General features: G+C 35.1%; 16 protein-coding genes. 5 read left to right on the forward strand and 11 right to left on the reverse strand.

Features of this window, described 5'->3' with window-relative positions; translation table 11 throughout:
• Positions 1-46: 46 nt before the first annotated feature.
• The 6 genes from HMPREF0389_RS04840 to HMPREF0389_RS04865 all read right to left on the reverse strand — a co-directional run bounded on the left by HMPREF0389_RS04840 (position 47) and on the right by HMPREF0389_RS04865 (position 10,964).
• Positions 47-544: a hypothetical protein gene (locus HMPREF0389_RS04840; protein ID WP_041250815.1), complete on the reverse strand. Its 498-nt coding sequence runs from the start codon at positions 542-544 to the stop codon at positions 47-49.
• Between the two features lie 483 nt (positions 545-1,027).
• The gene (locus HMPREF0389_RS04845; RefSeq protein ID WP_014262575.1) at positions 1,028-1,672 is read right to left on the reverse strand and encodes a class C sortase; all 645 of its coding nucleotides are present in this window, start codon (positions 1,670-1,672) and stop codon (positions 1,028-1,030) included.
• A 21-nt stretch (positions 1,673-1,693) separates the two neighbouring features.
• Positions 1,694-2,554: a DegV family protein gene (locus tag HMPREF0389_RS04850; protein WP_169308505.1), complete on the reverse strand. Its 861-nt coding sequence runs from the start codon at positions 2,552-2,554 to the stop codon at positions 1,694-1,696.
• A gap of 202 nt (positions 2,555-2,756) precedes the next feature.
• Positions 2,757-6,431: a helicase-exonuclease AddAB subunit AddA gene (addA, locus tag HMPREF0389_RS04855; protein ID WP_014262577.1), complete on the reverse strand. Its 3,675-nt coding sequence runs from the start codon at positions 6,429-6,431 to the stop codon at positions 2,757-2,759.
• The gene (locus tag HMPREF0389_RS04860) at positions 6,424-9,792 is read right to left on the reverse strand and encodes a PD-(D/E)XK nuclease family protein (RefSeq protein WP_014262578.1); all 3,369 of its coding nucleotides are present in this window, start codon (positions 9,790-9,792) and stop codon (positions 6,424-6,426) included. The genes addA and HMPREF0389_RS04860 overlap by 8 nt, the downstream gene beginning before the upstream one ends.
• A 719-nt stretch (positions 9,793-10,511) precedes the next feature.
• Entirely contained in the window at positions 10,512-10,964 is a 453-nt protein-coding gene (locus tag HMPREF0389_RS04865; RefSeq protein WP_014262579.1) for a VanZ family protein, read from the reverse strand.
• A gap of 271 nt (positions 10,965-11,235) precedes the next feature.
• Here HMPREF0389_RS04865 and HMPREF0389_RS04870 point away from each other — a divergent pair, with 271 nt between their 5' ends.
• The 3 genes from HMPREF0389_RS04870 to HMPREF0389_RS04880 all read left to right on the forward strand — a co-directional run bounded on the left by HMPREF0389_RS04870 (position 11,236) and on the right by HMPREF0389_RS04880 (position 14,110).
• Positions 11,236-11,769, forward strand: a complete 534-nt coding sequence (locus HMPREF0389_RS04870; protein WP_014262580.1) for a cysteine hydrolase family protein — start codon at positions 11,236-11,238, stop codon at positions 11,767-11,769.
• Between the two features lie 84 nt (positions 11,770-11,853).
• Complete coding sequence (locus HMPREF0389_RS04875) at positions 11,854-13,314, forward strand: leucyl aminopeptidase (protein WP_014262581.1); 1,461 nt, start codon at positions 11,854-11,856, stop codon at positions 13,312-13,314.
• A gap of 145 nt (positions 13,315-13,459) precedes the next feature.
• On the forward strand, positions 13,460-14,110 hold the full coding sequence (locus tag HMPREF0389_RS04880; RefSeq protein WP_049770204.1) for a GntR family transcriptional regulator: 651 nt from the start codon (positions 13,460-13,462) through the stop codon (positions 14,108-14,110).
• 318 nt (positions 14,111-14,428) lie between these two features.
• Here the strand turns inward: HMPREF0389_RS04880 and HMPREF0389_RS04885 are convergent, their stop codons facing one another.
• The 4 genes from HMPREF0389_RS04885 to HMPREF0389_RS04900 form a co-directional block, all read right to left on the reverse strand.
• Positions 14,429-16,069, reverse strand: a complete 1,641-nt coding sequence (locus HMPREF0389_RS04885) for a M20/M25/M40 family metallo-hydrolase (RefSeq protein WP_014262583.1) — start codon at positions 16,067-16,069, stop codon at positions 14,429-14,431.
• Between the two features lie 176 nt (positions 16,070-16,245).
• Positions 16,246-17,718, reverse strand: a complete 1,473-nt coding sequence (locus HMPREF0389_RS04890) for an alanine/glycine:cation symporter family protein (RefSeq protein ID WP_014262584.1) — start codon at positions 17,716-17,718, stop codon at positions 16,246-16,248.
• Between the two features lie 220 nt (positions 17,719-17,938).
• Complete coding sequence (locus HMPREF0389_RS04895) at positions 17,939-18,721, reverse strand: dimethylarginine dimethylaminohydrolase family protein (protein WP_014262585.1); 783 nt, start codon at positions 18,719-18,721, stop codon at positions 17,939-17,941.
• Positions 18,722-18,903: 182 nt separating this feature from the next.
• Entirely contained in the window at positions 18,904-19,779 is an 876-nt protein-coding gene (locus tag HMPREF0389_RS04900) for a dimethylarginine dimethylaminohydrolase family protein (protein WP_014262586.1), read from the reverse strand.
• Positions 19,780-20,291: 512 nt separating this feature from the next.
• Here HMPREF0389_RS04900 and HMPREF0389_RS04905 point away from each other — a divergent pair.
• Both HMPREF0389_RS04905 and HMPREF0389_RS04910 read left to right on the forward strand, forming a co-directional pair.
• Positions 20,292-20,576: a hypothetical protein gene (locus HMPREF0389_RS04905; RefSeq protein WP_014262587.1), complete on the forward strand. Its 285-nt coding sequence runs from the start codon at positions 20,292-20,294 to the stop codon at positions 20,574-20,576.
• Between the two features lie 733 nt (positions 20,577-21,309).
• Positions 21,310-22,206 (forward strand): YihY/virulence factor BrkB family protein, encoded by an 897-nt coding sequence (locus HMPREF0389_RS04910; protein ID WP_014262588.1) that lies wholly within the window; start codon positions 21,310-21,312, stop codon positions 22,204-22,206.
• Positions 22,207-22,887: 681 nt separating this feature from the next.
• Here the strand turns inward: HMPREF0389_RS04910 and HMPREF0389_RS04915 are convergent.
• A complete protein-coding gene (locus HMPREF0389_RS04915; RefSeq protein ID WP_014262589.1) occupies positions 22,888-24,282 on the reverse strand; it encodes a YjiH family protein in 1,395 nt (464 codons plus the stop codon).
• Between the last annotated feature and the right edge of the window lie 64 nt (positions 24,283-24,346).

Genomic DNA, 24,346 nt, shown 5'->3' on the forward strand with positions numbered 1-24,346 from the left:
GAGTCTTTATTTCGACTTTTTCTATAAATTCCGGTTTCATCTATAATCAAATACTATCCTCATACCAAAGTGTTTCATCTTCAAAACCATAGTATTTTTCATCTACCAACCATTTTTTATTTATCAGTCTTATCATGAATTTATGTTTCATATCAACAGCTCCTTGATAGTGTATGACAATAACTGCCATGTCTGCTTGTTGCATGGTGAATTCCAATAAAAAATCGTCATGGTTCACATAAAAATACTCGCTTGGATTCCCATAATGAGTCGCATAGCCTTTTGACATTAGGTTCTCACTTACTTTCCCTGTTATCATTTCTTCAAAACGATTTTCATATTCTGTCATAAGCTCTTTCCATTTCGGATGAATTTGATTGGAAGGAATATTCAAGATAGATTTTTCAACATCCAGTTCATGGTTTCTCTTAAAAATTTCTTCTTCCAGTAAAGTCAATTCCTGCAACAGTTCAAGTAATGGCGGTATGATTTCATCCACCATTTTTTTGTATGTTTCAGGGGTATTTTTTAGTATAATATTCATTTTTGTTATCTCCACAACTTCAAATTGATTTCATTCAACAATTATCATTATTATACTCTAATTCAACTTCTATTTATAGCTCTAATAGATCTCTAACTGTTACTTGTTGACCTGTGTTAGTTCTCTGTTTCCTTGCAGTCATTTCTCTATACAGCTTCTGAATGTATCCAATTGTTCAACTTCTTTTCAAATGTCTGCAATTTCAGAATATAGGATATCTTTTTCCTTCTTTAAAGTCCCTATTCCCGAGTTTTCCATGCACTATCTTCGGCTCTAACTTTCTCCTAACTGTTATTTCAAACTGTTAGTTCCCCTATCCAATAAAATTTTTTCTTCTATTTTTTCATATCAGTTCTTCTTGATTTTTGAGCAATAAAAAACTCTTATTGGAACCGATTTTGCTTATAAAGCGGACAAATAAGAGTTTTTTTGATATTGCATTTTCTTTCACACAGAATAAAACCGTCAAAGAAAATCTGTCTATTATTGTAATTCTCTTACTTCCGCTAATTTGGAATAAATTAAAATTCGGTCGGTATTTTTTGGATAAGGATGACAAGATAACAAAATCAATTTCGTTTCATCCTTTTCTTTTGTAAATTTTGTCCAATCTGTACTCTCAATCACTTCTTGTCCCGTCACATGATAAATCAGTTCTTTTTCTTTGGTGGTTACCTTGATTTCATCGCCTTTTTCTAATTGATCAATATGCAAAAATGTCTGTGCTCCATTGTATCCGCCACGATGTCCTGCGATTACACTTACTGTGTTTTTCTGTTCAGTCGGTATGCTTGTTCCTTCTACCACGCCAACACCGTCTCTTAATTCTTGAGAGCCTGTTCCCTCGAATATCGGCAAAACAATATCCAATTTTGCAATTTCAATATATCCGATTGCGTTTTCATACTCTTTCGGTTGTTGCACCTCTTGTGGCTCAGTCTCATCAACAGGATGACTTTCCACTGAAACCTTTGCCGTTTTCACAAACTGTTCTCTGCTTTCTTCAATCGCATGTTTTCGTTCGTGAACCCTTGCGAAAGTATAGCCTATATAAGCTAATGAGCCTATTACTAACAAAATACCCACCCACAGACAGATGGTATAAATCATTCCTGCGAATTTTTTCATGAACTATCTTCCTTTTATCTCTTATTTCAAAAATATTGCTGCACCGATTGTTCCGGGTCCTGTGTGTACAGTCAGCAAAGCACTCAGGGAGTGAATTTCCGTTCCTGCATTCGGATATTCCTGCTGAAACAGTTCCTGTAAATATTCTGCATCTTCCATCCGTTCGCCATGTACGACAAAAATTTTGTCTACTTCCTGTGTACCGATTTCATCTTTGAATGTTTCCAAAACTTTTTTGATAGAACGCTTTCGTCCTCTCACTTTGCCCACAGAGGACAATGTCCCGTCTTCCGGGTTAACTCCGACAATCGGTTTAATATCAAGCATTTCTGCGATTGTTCCCTCAACTTTTGAAATTCTTCCTCCCAAAATAAGGTATTTCAAACTCTCTACTGCAAAATATACACATGTTCTCTGCAAAAGTTGTTTGCCAAGTGAAACTGTTTGCACAAAATCACCTGTTTCTCTTGCTGTCTTTGCCATCTCCAATGCCGGATGCCCTATAATCATAGAAACACCTTTGGTCGGCAATATCTGTATCTTGAAATTATCTTCTTCGAATAGTTTTGCAAACTCTATCGCACTTGCATAAGTTCCGCTGATTCCTTCCGATAAAAACACTCCTACCACATGAGTATATCCGGCTTCTTTAATCTCTTTGAATGTCTTGACAAAATTTTCTCCCAAAGGGGAAGCTGTCTTTGGACGAAATTCATCCAAATCTTTTATAATTTGAGAGGATGTAATATCTACTCCATCTCGAAATTCTCTCCCGTCATTATATGTGATATGCATCGGTACGACAAATATATTCTCATTTTTTTGCAAATCTTCTTGATAGATATCCGTTGTGGAATCTGTTATAATTGCTATCTTATTCACTAATTTATATCCTCTCACTCAGATTGATATCTCCGTTTATATCAAAAATCACAATCTTTATTTTTCTGACACTACATTCACTTTTATGGAATTTGAAAAAAGTTTCCATTACTATTTTATAACTTTATCACCTCTATAATAAAGTGTTAATAATTTGATAACTCTATCCAATTTGCTATCATAACATGATTTTGTAATTTATTCAATGCAAACGACTGATTGTTCCGTATCGTAACCAAACAACATAGATTTCATCCACCGGACGACCGTAGTTTTTTTCCAATGCCTCCGCATACAATTCCAGCTGTGCACGATGTTTTTCCGCATTGCGATATTGATCTGTCTTGAAATCAAACAGAATAAGTTTGCCCTCCTCCAAGAAATAACAGTCTATGATTCCTTCTAAGATATATCCGTCTTTTTTCAACATAAACGGTTTTTCTCGATATACTTTGTCTGCGGATATTACTCTTTTTCCAAACTCACTCTCAAAAAATTTCATCAGATAGGAACTGTCTATCTGTGCACGATCTTCCGAATACAACAGCTCTTTGACTACCAGTTCATCCAACTTTTCTTCTAATTCTTCTGTGGTATAAGATTTGATTGGCAAGGATTGTAACACGAAGTGATACAAAGTTCCTTTCTGTGCCGCATTTAACGGTTTTTCTTTCTGCAAAAATTGTGGAAGTCGGTATTGTTGATGTTCTTCAAAAAATTTCGTCATCTCTCCCTCTGTATCTTGATTGACACAAACGGATACTTCCTCCCCAACATTCGATTCCATATCGAAAGCAGGCTCTAAGTCCTCTATCGTTACAGAATTTTCGTCGTATAACTCTTCTTCCTTGTCCTTTACATACCGCGTCACACCTTTTTTGTATGCTCGTTGTACCTCATCTTGATATGGATACTCATACAAAAATCTCTGCTCCAATTTCTGTTTCCACTCAATATCTTCTACACAATTCTCTTGCAATTTTTCTGCCAAAGTCTGATAGGATACCTGTTCAATCTCCTTCAAATTTTCCTCAGTGTAATAGCTGACTTGAAACTTGGCGTTTCCATCAATTCCCTGCTCTTCATTCCAAATATTTTCAATATTTTCTCTCAATGCTCTACCGTTAAAATGTCTTACCAAAATGGAGACAATCCAATGCAAATAACTTCTTCCGTTGTTAAGCTGAGAGGTCAAATTGGAACTTTGTACTTTCTCCAAAAACTTCGGAATACTTGAAACTTCTCCTACCAAAATCAGTCGATCAATTGCTCTTGTCAGTGCAACATACAAGATACGGACTTCTTCTGAAAGTTGTTCCTGTTTCTTCTTCATCTGAATCACTTTTTTGCCCAAACTGTCACAATAAGTGCCTCTGTCTAAGTTGACTTCTCTGGCTCCGATTCCTAACTCATTATGCAATAAAATAGAATCACGACTTTCCGGAAGATAGAACTGTCGTTGCAAATCTGCCAAAAACACCACCGGAAATTCCAAGCCTTTACTTTTGTGAATACTCATAATTCTGACAACATTCTCACTTTCGGAGAGTGCCGAAACTTCCAGACTGTCTCCTTTTTCACGAAGAATCCGGTCAATATAGCACAAGAATCCAAACAATCCCTCTCCTTCATGAGATTGATACTCCTCTGCTTTTTTGATGAATCCGGCGATGTTTTCTGTCCGCTCTTCTCCTTTTTCCAACAAGGCATTGTAATTCAAATATCCTGTTTCGGTCACCAAATCCCATAAAAACTCGGACAATGGTTCAAACCGTTCTCGTTTTCTCCAATATTGTACCTTATCAAAGAAATCCTTTACCTTTTGTTGCAATCGTTGTTTTGATATCACGGAATCCGTATTTTCAGCCGAAACGGAAGAGTCTTCTAAAACAGATTCCTCAGAGCTTTTTACATAGTCTTGTATGGCATCATAAAAACTGCCCTCTCTCCTGTGACTTCGAATCTCTGCCAACTCATCTTCTCGAAATCCTCCAAAAAAGGATACCATTGCACCAAGCAAAGCTTCATCCTGCATCTCGTTGTCAATCACTCTTAAATATTCCAATAAACGGTAAATTTCCATCACTTCAAATCCAACGGAAGAATAGTCTACATAGCATGGAATCCCTTTCTCTTTCAAAATCTGTTCCAATTCTTTTGCGCTATTCTTCGGGGAACGCATCAAGACAACCATATCTCGATACTGCAACTCTTTTTGCTCGCCTTTTGCATTTTGCCATAATCTTCCCTGCAATTCTTGTATTTTTTGTACAATGACTTGATAAGAAATCGCAGACACTTCTTCACTTTTTTCGCACAAACACAGTTCCACAGAGTCGCTTTGCTCAGGATATTCCAAACCGTGCACCAATGCTTGCCCTTCTTGCGTATAATCAATCTCGCCGAGTTGCTCTGTCATCAATGAAAGAAAAATATCATTGCAAAAATCTAAAATTTCCTTTCGACTTCTGAAGTTCTTGGATAAATCAATTGTCACGGAAAGACCGTCTTGGCTATTTTTATAATTGTCATATCGTTCGTGGAATAACTTGGGTTCTGCAAGACGAAATCCATAGATAGACTGTTTCATATCTCCTACGAAAAATAAATTATTGTTTCGGCAAATCGCATGAATAATTGTTTCTTGCACCAAGTTGCTGTCTTGATACTCATCAAAGAAAATATACTCGTACTTATGTTGTAATACTTGTCGAATGGAATCATCTTCCAATAACTTGAGCACCAAATGTTCCAAGTCGGAAAAGTCAAGTATCTCCTGTTCTTTTTTCTTTTCTTGATAACGAAGGGAAAACTGTTCTACAAAACGATATAATTCCATCATAAGCGGTGCCATGTTTTTCATCTGCTGATAATATCGTTCTTGGTTTCCTGTTCCTACTGTTTTTTTCAAATTTTCTACTGCTTTTTTAATATCTTGGTTTCGAATCTCTTTGACCGTATTCAAAATCTCCTCCGGAAACGAGCCGGATTCCTTCTGTGCTTTTGTAACCGTCTTCAGTCTCCCGAATGAAATAGTGCCAAGTGCTCTCACAAATGCATCAAATCCCTCTTCCAGAGCCTTCTTCAATTGCTGAATCTGCAACTTATCATCTTCCATATTCTCTAAGTAAGGAAGGTCGTGTCTTACGCTGATTCTGAAACCTTCTTCACATGATGCAAGAATCTTATCTGCTTCAAATTTCAATTGTTTCAAAAAGAATTGCATCACATCTGATTGCAAAAATTCTTCTTTAGAACAATCCAATTGCTCCGATTTTTGTTTCAACCATTCCAATGGATAAGGTTGTCCTTGAATAAATTGATAAATCCGATATACCAACTCTACAAATGCCTTGTCCGATTTGTTTCCGCCATAGGCATCTACCAGTTGAAAGAATGTTTCATCTCCTCTTTCATAGCTTTCTTCCAACACTTCCTCTAACGACTTTGCCTTCAGGACAGAGACATTCGCTTCTGTCGCCATGGCAAAAGAAGGCGAGATGTCTGCCGCATGAAAAAATTGACGTAACACATCGATACAAAAAGAATGCAAGGTACTGATGGAAGCCTCTGAAATCTTAATCATCTGATCCTGTAAAAAAGCGGTATCATGTCCTTTTTGCCCTAATCGTTTGGCAAATGCTTTTGAAATTCTTTCACGCATTTCGCCTGCTGCCGCATTGGTAAAGGTAACAATCAACATCCGATTGATGTCTACTCGTTCTTCTTCTACAATTCTAAGGATTCGTTCCACCAAAACTGCCGTCTTTCCGGAGCCTGCCGCTGCAGAAACTAAGATATTCTTATTTTTTTCATAAATAACGGCATTTTGCTCGTTGGTGTAAGATACTTCTCGTTCCTGTTTTTTCTCACTCATGGCTCTCCTCCTTTTCTTCAGATGAATGGATTTGTTCCTCTATTTCCGCCTTAATCTGTTCGTAACTGTACTCTTTGACCACACGATAGATACAATCTTTTTTTCTCTCATCAAACCCGCAAATCGACTGATATCTGCAAAAATCACACGCTTTTCGATTTCCTTTTTCCATTGTCGGACTCGCTTGTATTTTTCCTTCCAAAATTTCTGTCGCCATGTTTTTTGCAAGCTGATAACTATGTGACAAAATCTGTTCAAATTCCTCTTGTGTCAACAAGTTTTCTTTCTCAAATGTGTTTTTGCGTCCAACTCCACGAAATACAGATGATTTTTCTTCGATTTGTTGATCCATCGCCTTCAAAATTTCCTCTTCCTTCAAGGCAATTCCTTCCATCAACCAACTGTCTGTCTGTAATTTTTCAATATTTTCCTCATTCTCTTCCTCTGTCGAAAGCAGAGAATAGACTGCCGGAAAATAAAATGCTCCCGCGGGATATACCTTGTCTTTTCCGATTGCCCGACTGTACAACAACGCATAGAGATAGAACAGCAACTGCAAATCATATCCTTGCCACGCATCAGAAAGATGAAATGTTTTCTTTCCGGTCTTATAGTCAATGACTTTGATATAGTCTTTGTCGTCTTTATGACACACATCGACACGGTCAATTCTTCCCCTTAAATAAGCGGTATCTTCTATCAATTCTACTGCCGGATAGTCTTTCCCATATCCGAATCCCACTTCTTGTCCCCATATTTTGAATGTGCCTAAATTGAGATGACGAACCACATATTTAGCAGTTTCTTCTGTCGTTTTTCGAATTTTACGCAATAAATATTGATTTCTTGCATTGTCTTCAAAAGAAACACCCAACATTTTGTCTGCATACTGCGAAAAAATCGCATTGATTTCTTCTTGATTGCGCTTCTCGTCCCATTGTTCAGATAGTTCGGGATGTTTCTTCAGAAAATCAGTAAATTCATCAATACATCCATGAACCAAAATACCGATATCCGTTTCTTCCATCTCATACCTTGCTCTCTCTTTGGGAGAAAGCGCCCGATGGATAAAATGTTTGTACGGACAACGTGCATACTGTTCCAATCCGGATGCACTGAAATATACCTTGTTACCATAAAGAGAAGTCACATATTTTTGCGGAATATATCTTACACTTGGATTCTCCGAAACGGCAGATTGAAATAGTGTCTCTTCCTGTTGTTGTTTCAAATAATCCCATCCCTGCAAACAAAAGGCTCTTTCTTCCTGTTCCAAAGAATCGGATTCTTCCAAAACCGGTCTTGTCATTTGTGCCAACTGTTGCAAAAAGGCTTGTTTGGAATACAACATCGAATCATCATACCTTTTAGGTACTATCACATTCATTTTCGGAAACTGTCGACGAATCTTATCTACATAAAAGGAGGGGTACAATACCTTCTTGTCATAGGACATTTCAGCATACGACAAATAAACGGCTGTTTTGGTCTGCGTGATATGGTTGTACCAACTCAACCGCTCCTCCGCCTGTAATTTTTCACGAACGGAAGAAAGATGGAATCCGTACTGCAACAGCTTCGTTCTTTCTTCTTCTTCCAAAACGGAACCCTCTTTTTGAACTTTCGGAAACATTCCGTCATGCAATCCGAGCACAAAAAGATGCTCTGTCGGTGTTGTTCGGCTCCTATCCAACGTTCCGACAATGACCTGATCCTGTGATGGTGGCAAGATTCCGACCTTATGCCCTTGAATTCCCGCATACAAAATATCCCTGAATTCCGTCGCCTTTACCATACGACTTCCCAGCAATTCGACCATCTGTTCCAAAATAGAAACAAAGATATTCCACACTTGTCGATTTTCGTCGGCAAATTCTTCCAATCCGGACTCTTTCAATTCTTCTACATATTCCTCAATTTTTTGTGGGAAATTTTTTTCAATCAAAAAAGAAACGCTCTGTTTTGCAAACTCCTCCACCATCCCTTTCTTTTTGATAGAGCGGTAAAATGGCAGCAACATATCCTCAAACCGTTGTCGAATGTCTAATATCTGATGGCGTTCCTCCTCAGATTCCTCTCCTTTCAGAAAATATTTTTCCTGAAAATACATTTCTCCGCGGATTTTATGCGCTAACACAAAATTTTCCAATCTTTCGATTTCACTTTGAGAAAAAGAGGTAAACCCTGCCTTCAAAAACGAAAAAACATCTTCATATCGAAATCCGTTGGATACTATATCCCATAAAGAAAAAATCGCGTGCATTGCCGGACTGTGAATCAAATCTTTTTTTTCATCCACAAATACCGGAATATGATACATCGGAAAAATTTGTCGAATGAATCGTCCATACTCTCGAATATCGGTCACCAACAGTCCGATTTCACGGTATCGATATCCCTCTTCCTGTACCAATTCACAAATTTTGTTACAAATCCAATGGACTTCTTCTTCTGTCGTTTTTGCGACTGTAAGAGAAACGGAAGAAGTCTCTTTCGGATAGACCACATTTTTATAATCAAATAAGTTTTTACCTAACAATTGAAATTCCTCTAAAACAGGATTTGTGTCCTCAAATTCTACCTTAACAGGGATATTTGATTTTTGCGCAAATTCCCTTAACTTTTTCACCGTCTCTTGTGTCGTTTGAAACAAGTTGATTGTATCAGAGGATTCCTTCTCTTCCATCGGCAAGGTAATATATACATTGTGTGCATACATAATTAACTGCTCTACAATCCTATATTCGATTGCCGTAAAACTATGGAACCCGAAAAAATAAAAATCCAAATCCTGAATCCACCCACAAGACGCAATTTGATTCACAAGCATATTCATCTTATCTTCACTGTCTGCATAATGTCCCGTCAAACGCAATTCCATCTGTTCTTGCAGAAAAGAAACTTCTTTTAATTTTTGAGAAAATAATTTATCTTCTGTACGATTTGCCAGTTCTTTCAGTGCTGTGCTTTGGATATCATTTCTCTTCAACTCTGTCAGCAAGCTCTCCATTTTTGTCAAAAAACCCTGTCTTTGGGCTACCGGACGATATAGCTCAAACTCTTCCGGAAAATCCTCAAAAACAGTTCGAAGTACCATAGCTTTCCCGATATTATCAATATATGGTCGATTTGCACCGAAAGTGGACTCCAACACTTCTTTGGAAAGTTTTTGAAAACTTACCACTCTCAAATCCATCAAACTTTCCCTCTTCATCTCATCCAAAATCCAAACATCCATTTGCATGGTTGCCTGCTCCGGAACAACAATATAAGCAGAATGTTCTGCCTCCTGTTTTTGATAGTTTTCCAAAATGCGTTCCTTGTTTCTTTGTACGGAAACAGAACTCAAAATATGTAACATAATCTCCTCCTGAACACGGCGATACTTTTCGTGACACAACTAACTTGTTTCAATCTACTCTCCTGTAAGACTCTTTCTATTTCTATTCTTGATATTTTATATCAAAATCAAATTCTCACACTTCCCATTTATTATATCATAAATTCCAAAACTCTAACTTCACTTTTCGCTCGTTGTCATTCCATGCATCATTCTAAACATCTATAACAAAATGACCTCTTAAGTTTTGACATTTAATATCACAAAGTTCATCGGAACATGATTTGTTGTTTCATCTCACTGTCTATATTTTTTCTATTCTCAAAAACAATGTTTCAATCCATAGAGCAATAGATTCTGACACTGTTTTTCAGTTTTTTCACAAAAGAATAAAATACATTTCATACAACATGGTAATTGATACAGTAAGATACGCAACTTAAAAAATGAAAGGTGTTTGTGGAAATTTATATTGATAAAACGGCTGAAAAACATTCTATTGAACATGTACTCTACCTCGCCAAAATAAGCCGGAGAAATTGTAGAGAGCCATAATGAAAAAAATAGATAGAATATTTTGTGTAAGTATTTGTGATATTATTTCATGGATGATTATTAACAGACCACTTCTTTATAAAACAAAAAAAACAGCCACGAAATTTTAATATCGAGGCTGTTGAAATAACTATTTGTATTATTAATTTAGAAACAGTACTTAGTTATATATTTCATTTATTTTATTATTTCATATTGTATGCAGTACCTTCTCCACTTAATTTTCTTTTAATTAGAATTCTATAAACCATAACTGCTCCTAAATATCTTAATAATACCGCATCAATGTCAAACACTCCCACTTTGAAAATTCTGGGTAAGAAGTCCGACAGAAATACCAAGAAAAACAGTATAATGTAATTAGAAAATGCGTACTCTTTGTTTGACTGTTGTTGATAAGGAAAGAACAAGGCAACAAACGGAACAAAATATCCAAAGTTAGCAAAGAATTTCAAGAGGATGCTTGTATTGTAACTGGAAAAATTGACAATATATTCCGTTATTGTGGAAGTTGGGATTAGATTAATTCCGTCATTTACTCCGTTTTTAATCAAAGACAAATTGGTAATATCAACACTCATTCCCACAAAGAGACAATAGTACAATACCATACATATGAGTAGATTCTTTCTTTTCATCAAATCACCTCCTCTTTATGAAACATCATTCATTAATAATAAACACTCCCTATTGTTAATCATAATCTGTAATTATATTTTTTCAATCCTTATAAATATATTTTTTTTATGATATAATATTTTCCTGTGATATAATGTTTTTTATGAATCAGTTACATTTTCTGTCTTCACTGACCGGAATTTAACAACAACAAGTTTGATATTAAGAAAAAAACAATTTGCTCAAATACAATGTAAAATATACCATTTCAGTTTTGAGGAGGAATCTTTTTTGAAAAATACCGTACTTATGGTGATTGATATTCAAAATGCAGGAATCAACAATCGCCCAGCAAATAAAGAACAATTTATTGAAAATGTCGTGCAGTTAATTGACTGCGCAAGATCAAATGATTTGGAAGTGATTCATGTCAGACAAAATAATCCTCCGGGCGGAATACTGGAGACGGGAATCCCCGGATGGGAAATTTACCACGAGGTCGCTCCGGTAAACGATGAAATTATCATTGATAAATTCAAGTGTAGTGCATTTCTAAACACAAATCTATCAGAAGAACTACAAAAAAGAGGAACAGAAAATATTATTATGGCAGGTATGAGAACGGAATTGTGCGTAGACACCACTTGCAGAGTTGCATTTGAATACGGATACAATGTAATTATTCCAAAAGGTTGCACTTCTACCTTCGATACCCCTCTCTCCAAAGGAGAAGATATGGCAAAATACTTCGAGGATTCTGTTTGGAACAGCCGATTTGCAGAAGTTGCACCACTGGAAAATATCCTCAATCGAATCAGAGCATAGTCATTGGATTGCTTGAACAATAACAAATTCATTCAGATTATCTGATGTCATTCTATAAACATATAATATAAGGAGGTTACTATCATGAATGTAACAACATCATCAAATTTGGACATCACAAAATACAACGGGATTATCATTCCTTGTTTCGAAGGGCAACAACCGTCTTTGGAAACATTGCCACAACAAACAGCAACTTATTTGAAAGCAAACAAATTTGAAGGAAAGTATGAAAGCAATGCTTTATTTTCAATTCCACTTGAAGAAACCCTTGTACAATACTTATTTGTAGGACTGGGAAAAAAAGAAGAACTTACTGTTGAAAAAGCAATGTGTGCCATCGGAAGTGCAGTCAAAACCTTATCTAAAAAAGAACTTGCTTCTGTTGCAGTCTCATTCACAGAAATAGAAGAATCCATATTGACAGAACATTTCGTGCTTTCTGTTGTAAAAGCTTGCTCTCTTGCTTGCTATGCGTTTGACAAATTTATGGAAAAAGAAAAAGAGAAACAAAAAATAGAAACTCTGACTTACATTCTTTCACAAACTCATATACAAGCAGTTAAAAAAGGTGTTTCTATTGCGGAAGACATCACTCTTGCAAGACTTCTTGTAGATGAGCCCGCAAACTTAATGAAACCGAAAAATGTTGTAGAAGTTGCAACCAGAGTTTGTCAAAAAGCCGGAATCGAAATGAAAGTATTCGAAAAAGAAGAAATCGAAAAAATGAACATGAACGCTTTTTTAAGCGTAGCAAAAGGTTCTGATGAGGAACCGCGATTGATTGTAATGAAATACAATGGGAATCCGGAATCTGATGAAATTGTAGCTCTTGTCGGAAAAGGTCTGACCTATGACAGTGGTGGATACTCTATCAAACCGACCAACTCTATGATTACCATGAAGAGTGATATGGGAGGTTCCGCTGCAGTAATCGGTGCCATGTCCGCAATTGCAAAAGAAGCTCCGAAAATCAATGTTGTCGGTATCATTGCAACTTGTGAAAATATGATTTCCGGTCGAGCATATCTTCCGGGAGATGTTTTGACTTCTATGAGCGGAAAAACAATCGAAATTGTAAATACAGATGCAGAAGGAAGACTGACTCTTGCCGATGCAATCACTTATGCAATTCAAAAGGAACACGCAACAAAAATCGTTGATATTTGCACGCTAACAGGTGCAGTTGTCGTTGCACTCGGTGAAGATTATGCCGGAGTTATCACAAGAGAGGATTCTCTTTGGGAAGATATCCAAGCTTCTGCAAAAAGAGCAACAGAATCTATCTGGAGAATGCCGATAGACAAGAACTTTGAAAAGAAAAACAAATCCACCATCGCCGATATCAAAAACTCAGGCGGAAGATGGGGAGGTTGCTCCAGTGCAGGAGCCTTTGTAGGAGCCTTCACTGAAGGAAAACCTTGGATTCATATCGATATCGCAGGAAGTGCTTATCTTGAATCTGAAAAACCTTACTTTACAGCAGGAGCAACAGGCTCCGGAGTACACTTATTGACCGAGCTTGTAAAACACTGGGCAAAATAATTTTTGAACTAAAACTTTGAAATTCAAAAAACAACTTTTTACCGGAGGTAGTATCCTATCACTGTCTCTGGTTTTTATTTTTTAAGAAAACAAAGTTGCTTTTACAAAATCTATGATATAATAGCTACATTAAGGGGTGATGTCTTTGATTTATCAATCTTTAAAAGACCATGTATATGAATACATTTCCAATGAAATCAAAAATAAAAAATTAAATCCAAATGAAAAAATAAACGAACAAGCCATCTGTAATGAACTGAATGTCTCTCGAACACCGGTAAGAGAAGCATTGATTCAACTCAGTGCTGATGGACTACTTGATATAACACCCAGACGAGGTTTCCGTGTAAAAGCCTTAAGTTTGAAAGATGCACAGGATTTATATGCTGTCATTGCGACTTTAGAGATAATGGCAGCCTCTATCGCTATGGACAAATTGACCAACGAAGATTTGGATAAAATGGAGGAATTGTTGCAAGATATGGACTATGCAATTAATCATTATAGATTCCGCGATTACTACAAACTGCAAATTGATTTTCATAATATCTACATTTTCAAAACAGAAAACGATCCCTTAATCGATACTATCTTCCGTCTAAAAAAGAGATTTATCCGTCAGAGCTATACAGACGAAAAAAGTGACTCTGTACGAGATATTTTATTGAATACAAACCAAGAACACAGACTGATTTTAGAATTTTTTCAGAAAAAAAATATCTCCAAATTAAAAAAATGCCTAAAACATCACTGGAACTTAAATTATGCGGAACTTGACTCTTTAGATGAATTATAAAAACTTCACAGATATAAATCAAATACCATTTTTTATTGCAGACACTATTTCGAAATATGATATTATTCCATTAAGATCAAAAAAGGAATGCCTAAACAACAAAAACACGAAAATGACATTCTTAAAATAAGAAAAAGCTAAAGGCAATATTACAACAACAAATACCACACCAAAAATATAACCCTCACTGTATCTAAAAAATTATAACAATACAGCAAGGGCTTTATTTTTATCAATACTCTCTTTATTATTTATTTCTGTAATTCTAATCCATTGTTTTTTATCCTACTTTTAATCTGTTAAAATGTGGATAACAATTTACTCCAACATAAATTTTATAGTATGGTCTAATATTTCAGGTGTCCGCTCAAATAAATCTTCTTTGTATACCCTCTCGGTAAGTTTATGAAAATCTTTTCCCCATGGTCCAATATTCACACATGGCATGGAAATATTTTGAAGTTCTTTTAGTGGAAGATTATAAATTTTCCCCCAAAACGGCATCGCTTTCTCTAGACTATCTTCTACTTTCTCTCTATCATAAATACAAGAATAACTCAAATCTGAAATTCCGGTATAAAAAAATTCTTCTATATAAGTTTGATGATACTTTTCTCTTGTAAAATCAAGCAACTTATCATATAAATGTAGTACTTTATCGTCCAAATTCTCATAAAACAAATTAGCTACATTCGGATAATATGGTGGAACAAGCCCAATTACAACTCGTGGAGACAAATCATCAATATAATTATACACAAATTCAACTAATTTAAAATTTGCTGTTATTAAAGACTCCTTACCATCATGGATTTCTTTATAAAGTTGCTCTAAAAAATTATGATAGTCTTGGATAAACTGATTACCATAATTTTTTTCGGCCTCTTGGCAGAGTTCTCCAAAATAAACAACTTTTACTTTCCATGGCAAATACGTTTTCTGTTGATTTGTTTCTTTCAAAAAATTTTCATATTGCAAATTCATCTCTTCTATAATTTTTTCAAAGGCATTAGCGCATACTTTGTAAAGTCTTTCCAAAATAACTCCCGGCATTTGATTTAGTGTGAGCACACTCAAACAACCGTTCATAAAAAGTGGCATAGATACATCATAACTTTGTTTATTTTCTCGAAGATACAACCACGTAGGAGGTGGGGCAGCTTCCCCTTTCACACTATCGCTAAATTCCATATTAATTTCTGTCTTTCTAACAATCTCAGCCATAAGATTTGTTGGATTAAACCCTTCAAATACTTTTCCGACATGAGCAAGATGACCTCGAATAGACACATATGGCATCAGTTTTCCAATTGAACCGAAAGAAAAAACACCTTCTTCTTTCTTCTTTCTTTGATGTGGTTCTGAATTTATCATCAATCTATATTCAAAACCATACTTTTCTTTCAATTCGTTGAGTAATATTACAGCTGCTCTCATTCCTGCAGACAAGTTTTCTTCGTCCGGCAAACCAAGAACGATTACATTTCCTTTTAATGTATCTAAATTTGCATATTCCGACAGAAGTGCCATCTGAATAGAGCCTCCACCCTTCATGTCACAAACACCTCGTCCGAAAAGATAATTGCCACTCTCCAAATCTTCACGTGTCTCTTCTGACAAACTATCCTTTATTTCGAATAGTTTTTTATTTAATTCGTCCGGAGAAAAAGCATATGGTTTCAGCGTTTTAAAATCCTCTACGCCTACTACATCATTGTGATGGATTAGTACAACACAAGCTTCCCCTTCTCCTCTTACCATAGCCCAAGAAACCGCACGATGATGAGGATCTCCTTCTATCGGAAACGTTCCATAATACTCCTTATTTTTTTTGAAATATTCCTGTTTCGCAAAAAATTCCACAAAAAATGTTTCTGCTGTTTTTTCTACATCTGTATCACTAATACTCTTTTGCTGAACATAACCATACAAAATTTTTTTTATTATATCTTTTCTCATCTTGAAACCAACTCCTATACTACATCTATAGTCATTTACAAATTACTTTTTTAATTTAATAATCCGAATTTTAACTCTCCAAAACTATCAACAGATATTTTATTTATTTTCTGTTGAGTTTTAGCGTTGTATGAAAATTTCATTACATTATCACTGAATACTTTTTATTACATAATCTAATCCACTTGATTTTCTTCATTGCTTCCTTCATAAAATACTTCGAATTCCGGATTTACATTTCCTTTATTCATATATCTGGCGGTATAATCGTTTTTTAAATCTATAAATTTTGGCATTAATATCAATAACGCTAATATATTTGCAAAAATCGGAAACGCAGTCGATGCGTCTGAAAACAACCAAACCGTCGTTCCGGGCAAGCCGTTCTTCGAAGCAATAAAAACTAACGCAATGCTTGGAATAGGATAGAACCACTTGTAAAATGTGAGCAACTGTTGTTTTATATTGCTATTTCCCAAAATGTATCTGAGCACAACTTCCACTTGTGTATAAACTCCACCGGAAGTTGTGAGTCCAAAGAAAAATATTCCTACTGCCAAAATAATTCTTCCCCAAAATCCCATTCCTGTTTCAAATGCACTTAAAGTAAGTGTCGCACCGTCCAAACCGCTTTGCCACTGCCCTGTAACAATAATTACCAAAGCTGTCAAACTACATATAATAATGGTATCAAAAAACACTTCAAAAATTCCTAGCAATCCTTGTTTTAAAGGATGATTTACCTTTGCCGAAGCATGAATCATCGGTGCAGAACCCCATCCCGCTTCATTACTGAACACAGAACGACTCATCCCTGATTTTAATGCCAAGCTCACACTTGCTCCTGCAAATCCACCTGTAGCTGCAAGTGGAGTAAACGCAGATTTAACAATTAATACAATGGATGGTACAATATTTCCGATATTTAATGCAAGTACTACAAAAGTCCCTACAATGTAAAAAATACACATAAACGGAACGATTATTGTTGCAATTTTTCCAAGTTGTTTCATTCCACCACTAATCATAATATACAATGCTACAGTATATACAATCGCTACTAAGTTCATATCTATACTAAACGTTCCTGCAACTGCTTCGGATACCGTATAGGTTTGAATGTTCAAAAATATTCCTAACACAAATCCGAATGCAAAAATGAAACTCAAACATTTAGCAAGTACTTTTTTGTTTTTTTCAATTCCAATTCCTTTATGAATATAATAGTTTGGCCCACCATAAGAATCTCCCGACTGATCTTTACTTCTATAATAAACTGCCAACGTAATCTCAACAGTCTTAATAATTAAACCGAATATTCCAGCCACCCACATCCAAAAAACAGCTCCTGGTCCCCCCATAGCAATAGCAGTCGCTACACCACCTATATTACCGACACCTATGGTTGTGCCGAGTGCCATGCTCATTGCCTCAAAGGATGAAATTATTCCCGCTTTTCCATCTGAATCTGTTTCTTTTTCTCCAAAAATACTTTTTCGAGTTTGCGTAAATGCTTGCTTAAAAAATCTAAATTGAAAAAATCCGGTTTTTATTGTAAAAAATGCTCCAGCTCCCAAAACCAAAAATACCAATGGTAATCCCCACAAATAATCATAGACTACTACAGTAACTAAATCTGCAAGATTCATAAGACAACAACCTCCTCTATGTACGTTTTTCCATTCATTTCCAAAAATAAGGGATTGCTCAAAAACTTATCTTCAAATTCTATCCATTGTTTAAAAATACTGTGATACTTTTACATATTTTTTTATACAACTTGACATAATTTTCTTTTTTCAAAGCTTTTGAAGCAATCCCTCAATACAAGTTTGCAAATTTCTTTTTCAATATATCCATCTCGATTTATTATTTTAGAGAAGTAAATCTAAGCGACAAGCAACTTAATCCACCATCAATTTTTCGATATTCTGAAGTATCTACTGTAAGCACTTCGTATCCCATTTCTTCTACTAAAGCTTTTACCTTAGGATAACCTTCCGGAACAATTACCTTGTCATTTACCCAAATACAATTTGCTGCATAAGCTTCATCGGACGGAATTTCATATTTGTTATATTTATCAAATTCAGGATTTGTCAAAAATTCCCCTGACACTAACATATTGTTGTTTTCCAAATAATTGACGCCCGTCTTCAAATGCAACATTTCTTTCAATTCAACAATAGATCCCGTATGTCCATGCTTTTCCAACAACGCAATAAATTGACGACATCCTTCTTCATTTGTTCGTGCAGATTTTCCGATATAAAAATGATTGCCAACCATCATCACATCTCCACCCTCCATGGTTCCAGGTGCTTGAATATATTCAATCTTATCTTCCGGATAAAATTTTTTAATCGTATCAACCATATATTCGGACTCTCTTCTCCTTGTTTCTGCTCCAGGTCGTGAAATAATTGCAACATTCTTAGTCAATACAGCGGTATCTTCCACAAAACAACTGTCCGGAAACTCTTCCATCTCCTCCAATACAGTAACTTCGCAACCACATTTTCTCAGTGCAGAAATGTAAGCATCGTGTTGTTTCATGGCCAATTCATAATTTGGTTTTCCAAGCTCAGGAGCACTGGTAATTCCATCACAAATACTTTTTCCCGGTCTTCTCACAATAATATTTTTAAACATCAGCTTCCTCCTTAAAAAATATTCTTAAACAATCAAAAGCAACTGCCATCAAAAACAAATGATATAGTTCAACTCATCGTTAAGATACTTTGTGAAACAACCACCTTATTAACGAATTAAATATGAATAAACATATAACTACCAATAACCTTATTAACTTTGCTTTATCTACAAAACCTTTATTACTCTCTATGCAACGGACAAGTCAAACAAGTTGGTCCTCCCGTTCCTCTATATGAAAGTTCTTTTCCCGGATATACAAATACCTTACAGCCTTCTTCTTCCATTAATTTTTTGATTCTCGGCACCCCTTCAATCACAATACACACTCTTGGTGCAAGTGCCAATACATTAGAGCCTAAATAACCATATTCTTCATCATCTACTTCTAATAATTTCATGCCTCTCTCTTTCAAAAAATTTCTGAATCTAATTGGCATATACTTGGAATATACTACTGCCAAATCATTATCTATCATACTAATGATACTCATAAGATGAAGACACTCCGTTTCTCCGTCAGCATGTGGCATATCCACTATAATGTATTCTTCTACGAAATCCTTCGTAAGTTCCTTAAATTGTTCGATTCCTTCTGTATTTGTTCGATATCCTCTTCCAATTGCTACTGTTTTTTCATCTATCCAAACAACATCACCACCTTCCATTTTTCCAGGCGCCTTAATATGACCTAATGTAGGAATTCCTATAGACTTTAAGTATTCTTCGGTAGCAATCCCTTCTTTCCCTCTCAACACTTTACCCATCGGAAAATAAATTGCGCCTTTCTTTGTAACTTTCAAAGAATCGTGTGCATAAATTGAATCCAACCCTACTGAATCATTCATAGGTAAATAATGAACAGTTTCTACATGTTCCTTGATAATTTTTTCAAAAATTTCATACTCATTTAAAACAGTTTCATAATTAGGACAACCTATGTAATTAAATTCTTCATAGGTATTCTCTAAATTTTGTTGACTTATAAAAGCATCCTTAGGATGTTTTATAAGAATAGCTTGAATTTTTCCTACCATTGATTGACAACAATAATCCATTGTTTTTCCTCCTATCATTTTTTATTCATATCAATATTTATTTCAAAAAACTTTCTCATTTTTACACTATCAAGATGTTTTGTAACAAGAGCATTTTTATACACAAACTTACTAACTCCATTAAAATAGTGCAGTATACACAACTATTAAAAATAGAACTTTTTATTGTTTTTTCAAGAAAAACTACGCTCATCACATTCAACTTGCTGTCATTTTTGTATTTTGTATACAATATACTTTATTTTATATATAAAATAACACTATTTCTTCTACTTGTCAATAATTTCTATATAAATTATTCTTTGAGAAAATTCCTATCCCATGCTTAAATAAAAATAAATCCTCTTTCTGTAAATCAAATCTATACCTTTTATACAGTATTTTTTATAATTTATATAAAAAACCTAAACTAAATTGGGATACTATATAACATTATTTGACTAAAATTATCAATATATGTTATAATTATTGCCGGTTAATTATAATAAATATTTTATTTAGGAGGACTTCTTATGAATGATGATATGAACCTATATGATGAAGGAATGTATTCCGGAAATGATGATTACGCTCCGGTCGTAACGATGAAGGAATGGATTATTACTATGTTATTGCTATGTATTCCGATTGCAAATATTGTTTTACCTTTTGTTTGGGCGTTCGGATCTGATGTCAATCCAAGCAAGAAAAACTATTTTAGAGCAATGTTAATCTTTATGGCAATCGGTATCTTTCTTTGGATTTTGTTCTCAGCTACCCTATTCAGTTTTATATCTTCATCTGTTCAACACTATTAAAAAATAAAGACTGCGATGCTCCTCATCTTTGGATCCATCGTAGTTTTTTTGTTTTTAAAAAATGGATGTTTACAGAATAATGTGATTTAACCAAGATTGTAATATTACAGAGAATATGTTATCCCAAATCCTAATGAACGCGATGAATGCGCCATAAATTTGATTTTAACTTTAAAAGAAATGCTCCGGTTAACCTCTCACTGATTAAAATAGAAAATGATTGAAATACTACACCATCAACAGTAATGTAATACTAAAACCCGATGAAACGATTGAACCGATAGTTATATTTTTGACTGTTTTCATTAATCAGTTTATTTACACTTTTACAGAGTCTGCTCATAACTTTTTCAAGTGTCTGAAATACTTCATTTTCCATGAAATAAGCAAATCATTCTATTGAGTTTTAGTATAAAATTATAACAAAGTGCTCCAACGAAACAAATAACAGTATCAATCAGACAAATATCAGTGTGCTGATAAATATCGAACCATACACAAAGCTCAAATTTCGAAATTTATGGTATGATATAAGAAGAAAGGTATCTTCCTAACTACTTTTCATCAAAATTGTCTATACTATGATCTAATACGAAACACTATTTTAAAGTGTAAGAATAGTATAAGGATTATAAAAAAGAGAAGTAAGATATAATAATACAATAACAAATTTTTATGATAACTTTAATCAGTAATCAATATAAATAGAGATAGATAAAGAAAGGATAGTTTCATGAAAATGATTCAACACATAAAAGATGCTATGGAACCCAAACCAAAAGACCATGTCTTGTTGTACAGTTTCAAGTGTCTTGCAAAACGATATGTAGCGGACAACTTATCACAACTGGGCGGACAGCTTGCATACTTTTTTATTTTGTCTCTCTTCCCATTTTTAATAGCCGTAAACGGAATCTTGGGAAGATTTGATTTAAATATCAAGGAGCAATTAGGTAACCTGTCACATTTTTTCCCGGACAATGTTATCTATGTCTTGCAGCAATACCTGTCACACTTATCTCACAGTGATCATAATAAGATGTTTGTCATGAGTATGATAATAATGATTTGGATGGCAACTTCTGCGATTAGATCATTGCTCTTTTCACTAAATCACGCATTTCGAAGTGAGAGACCTCTATCACTTCAAAAACAGCTTGCCAGTTTTCCTTTGGTTGTATTGATGATTTTATTTATTTTTGTGTCTCTCATCTCTTCTTCTATCGGTAAAAATGCATGTGAAACTGTGTTGCGATTTTTCAAATTAAATCAAGATTGGACAGATGTATGGCAAATTATTCGTTGGATTATTCCGTTCTTCGGTGTTGTAACCATTGTATTCTTACTTTACAATATTATCCCTGATCGAAACTTTCCGAGAAAATACACTATCATCGGTGCATTGTTCTCCGTGAGTTTATGGATTGTTACTTCTATGATACTCTCTTTCTATACTTCCAATTTCGGCAGATATTCTATCATATACGGTTCTCTCGGTGCCATCATCATTATGTTGCTGTTCTTGTATTGGAGCGGAATCATCATTGTCTTGGGTGGAGAATTAGCACATATTTTAGCAATGCGTTCTCAAAAACGATTTGAGTACGATGTGGATGAAAGGTTTTTGTAATGAATTTCGAAACAGAATCTCTTCGAAAAAATGCATCCATATCATACTAAAACCTAATAAAATTACCCCATATTCAAATTTCAAAAATGTACCAAAAGCTCTTTCTTTCCAAAGTTACGAGAACGGAGTATGGAATTGCTTAGGATGAACAAGAATTTACACTATGAATCACAACTTGAAACGACGATGATATAAGGGAATTCAAACAGAGAATTGGAATACAGGTTTTACAAAATAAAATAAGAACAAAAACAACTAAACACCTCTATATGAGTTGATACTTCAACATACATAAAGGTTTTTATCAACACTTTTTGTCCACCTTCAATCTTCTTTTAAAAAACATTAAACCGCTACACACATTGTTTTTACAATATATACAGCGGTTTTTATCAACACTTTTTGTCCTATAGGCCTTTTTCTTCGATAAAAAAAACAGGTTGCCGGAATATCTTCCGAAACCTGTTTTTGATTTTATACTAATGATTTTATAGTAATAACTATTAAAACCTACACTCATTTCCATTCTCTATGAATCATACTTCCAACCCGTGTGTTTCGTAATGACATGATACTACAGCTATCTATCATCAACTCAGGTTTAATATTGTACGATTCAATTATTATTGAAATTTACATATTCCATCGTAAGTGTCATTCCTATCTTCGCGTGAAAATTTCTTAGAATATCAAATGTGCAACCGGACAGACAATCAGCAAGCTGATAATTGTTCTTTCCAAGAAAATCACAAATAAGTCTAAAAAGTTTACCGGAAGCTTGGAACCTAAAATCAGTCCACCAACCTCGGATAAATAAATCAGTTGTGTTACAGAAATAACCGCAATGATAAATTTCGTCATCGGTGATGTGATGTTTGCCGCTGCAATTACAGATGGTGTAAACATATCGGTAAATCCGACAATCATTGTTTTAGATGCCTCTGCAGCCTCAGGAACTTGCAGCATGTTAAGCAACGGTAAAAACGGTTTGCCTAAAATTGAAAAGACTTCTGTATGATTTGCAAGCAATAACGCAACAGGTCCAATCGCAATTACAACCGGAAGTACACCGAACCACATTCCTGCCGCATTTTTAATTCCGTTTCGTAAGAACTCTCCAACCCCTTTGTGTTCAGCAACTCTCTTTAATGCTAAGTGCATACCATATTCAAAAGAAGAGTTGAATTCGGAAGGAATATCTTCCGGAATTGCTCTTCCTTCCACTAAATAGGTGTCTTTTTTCATAGAAAGAGGTGGAATTCTCGGACAGATAATTGCACAAACCACTCCTATCGAACAAATGAGTAAATAATATACTCCGAAGTATTCCATCAAACCAACTTGAGCCAAAACCACAATACTGAATGTAATAGAAACCGCAGAGAATGTTGTAGCAATAACAGATGCCTCTCTTGCGGAATAATATCCTCCTTCATATTGGTTACAGGTCAACATAACTCCAAGTGTACCGTCACCAATCCAAGAAGTAAAGCAGTCTACCGCAGCACGTCCCGGAATTTTGAACAACGGACGCATAAGCTTTGTCAATAATGCTCCTACAAACTCCAATAATCCGAAATCCAATAATAACGGTAGCAACAATCCTGCAATTGCAAAGATAATAACGAGTACTGTCAACAGGTCTGAAAGTATGAATCCACCACCGTCAGCTTCTGTAATCATATGAATGAAACCTGTTTGCTCTTCTCCGGCTTGAACTTGTAAATATATTAACCAAATAAACACACATCCGACTACTCTAACCGCAGCCCATACCGGTGTGGTTTCAAAGATTTCTTTTAACAGCTTACTTTCTGTAATGAATTTCGGTTTTACAAGCGCCAACACCGACATAAATGCAGAAATGGTAACGATAATAACACATAGCATCGGAAGAAAGTCTCCAATGATACCGCTGATAAAATCAGCAAGAATCTTTACAATAATTGTCCAGTCGTGAGCATCTTCACCTTTTCCACCAAAGAATGCTTTCTGTACCGGTATCATAAATAAGATAATTCCAATAACGGAAGGTAAAAGAAACGATGCCTTCGACGGTTTACTGTTGTTTGACATAAAAAACCTCCTTACAATATCAATAATATAAAAAAGTACCAAAAGGGGAAACACTCCCTTATGA

Origin of the sequence: Filifactor alocis ATCC 35896, from assembly GCF_000163895.2 — a bacterium.
In the GTDB taxonomy this organism is placed as follows: domain Bacteria; phylum Bacillota; class Clostridia; order Peptostreptococcales; family Filifactoraceae; genus Filifactor; species Filifactor alocis.